Annotated in this window: 1 protein-coding gene and 1 pseudogene; one reads left to right on the plus strand and one right to left on the minus strand. The window is 49.8% G+C overall.

The window, feature by feature from the left end; genetic code table 11:
* Nucleotides 1–53: 53 nt before the first annotated feature.
* Nucleotides 54–909, plus strand: a pseudogene (locus tag IFT47_RS27250) (IS5 family transposase).
* Between the two features lie 198 nt (nt 910–1107).
* Here IFT47_RS27250 and IFT47_RS27255 read toward each other — a convergent pair.
* Nucleotides 1108–1569, minus strand: coding sequence for a hypothetical protein (locus IFT47_RS27255; RefSeq protein WP_192175174.1), 462 nt, complete (start codon nt 1567–1569; stop codon nt 1108–1110).
* Nucleotides 1570–1652 lie beyond the last annotated feature (83 nt).

Consider the following 1652-nt stretch of genomic DNA (forward strand, 5'->3'; position numbering starts at 1 on the left):
CTGAAAAGTCGCTTTCGCTAGAATGATGCCCTCTGGTTGCCAGGAGAGCCGTCATGACAGGCGGTTATGAAATTTCATCTGAGTTGGGCGATCATTGAAGCCATTGTTTCCCCTCCTCAACTCAACGCATGGGCGGCCAAGGCGCGATGATCGTCAAATGCTTGATGGAATCTTCTGGATTTCGTGCTCTGGCGCCAAATGGCGGGATCTTCCAGAGTGTTTTGGGCCTTGGAAAACCGTGTACCAGCGCTTCAGGCAATGGCGTGACAACGGTTAGTTCGAGCAGGTTCTGCGCCACCTTCATCTTCGTTTGCGAGAAGACGGGTTCATCGATCTGGATACCTGGATGGTCGATTCCACGTCAATCCGGGCCACCCGGGCTGCCAGTGGTGCTGGAAAAAAAGGGGCCCTCAGGAACCGCAACACCACTGTCTCGGCCGAAGCAGGGGGCGGGCTGACCACCAAAATACGCCTCGCCCGCGACAGTCATGGCTTCCCGCTGGCCATTATGCTGTCGCCCGGCGAGCAGGCTGACTCGCGCTACTTCATGCCGTTGCTGGATCAGATCAGCCTTCCTGGCAGCAGGGGCGCCCGCGCAAGCGTTGCCGTTATGCGCCTGCCGACAAGGATTATGAAAGCCAGGTTATACGTCAGTACTGCGACCGCTACGGCATGCAGCCGGTGATTCCGCTGCGCAAGATGCATCGAAAGCCTCGACCCGGCCTGCCTAGGCTGTTTGACAGGCCTCAGTACAAAAAACGCGACGTTATCGAGCGGGTATTCAGCTGGGTTAAGGAAAAACGTCGGATCTGTACGCGTTACGACAAGCTGGCCAGCAGCTTTAAAGCCGTGGTCACACTGGCCTGTATCGAAAGATGCTTGCGGGCTGACTTTTCAGACCAACCCTAGTATGGACTGGCTAGAGCAACCATGCGCGCATAGTGGGCCAACGAAACTATCTGAACTCTGTAAATATAAATATTATAATGCTGAAAGGCCCAATAAAAAGCACATGCCTCTTATTTGATCAACCGCTATGCAGAGTTTTACACAGCCGAAATTAAGTTATTTTAAAACTTATAGGTAGACTTATATCTAACTAGCACGTCAGGCCTGATTTTTTAGAAAGAGCTTGAGTGCCAGTGGCAGAAAGAAAAGTATGACCCAACCTGCCAGAAAAATCTGTGGCGGCATTACGGCAAACGTTTTGCCTGCTTTTATATTAGTTTTAGTTTTGGCGCTCTTCTCATCGGCCCAGAGCAATAAATCAGGACAGTCGTCCACTAAAGAATCCAACCTGTGCTGCCACCGATCAGAAGCATCGCGCGCGGCAATTATTCCTTTACTTCCCTCCCATGTGAGGGAAAGTCCTAGGAAGGCTAAGAACGGTGGCAAAATGAGAGATAAGTAGAAACTCCACTCGCTGTTCGACATCACCATGCTCGTCGCATAAGCGATAACTATAAAAGATTGCGACATTAGCAGCGCATTAAGCCGTGTAAGCATAAGATCCATCTCATGCTGAATTTCGCTGCGATAGTGTTTAAAAAGTTCAGTGGCGCCTGTCATTTAGAATTACTCTGATTGTCTAATAATTTTTCTAAGAAATACTAAACCTTTATAAAGCTAGAAAGCTAGAAAGCTAGAAAGCT

This window comes from Pseudomonas sp. CFBP 13711 (assembly GCF_014842265.1).
Taxonomy (GTDB): Bacteria; Pseudomonadota; Gammaproteobacteria; order Pseudomonadales; family Pseudomonadaceae; genus Aquipseudomonas.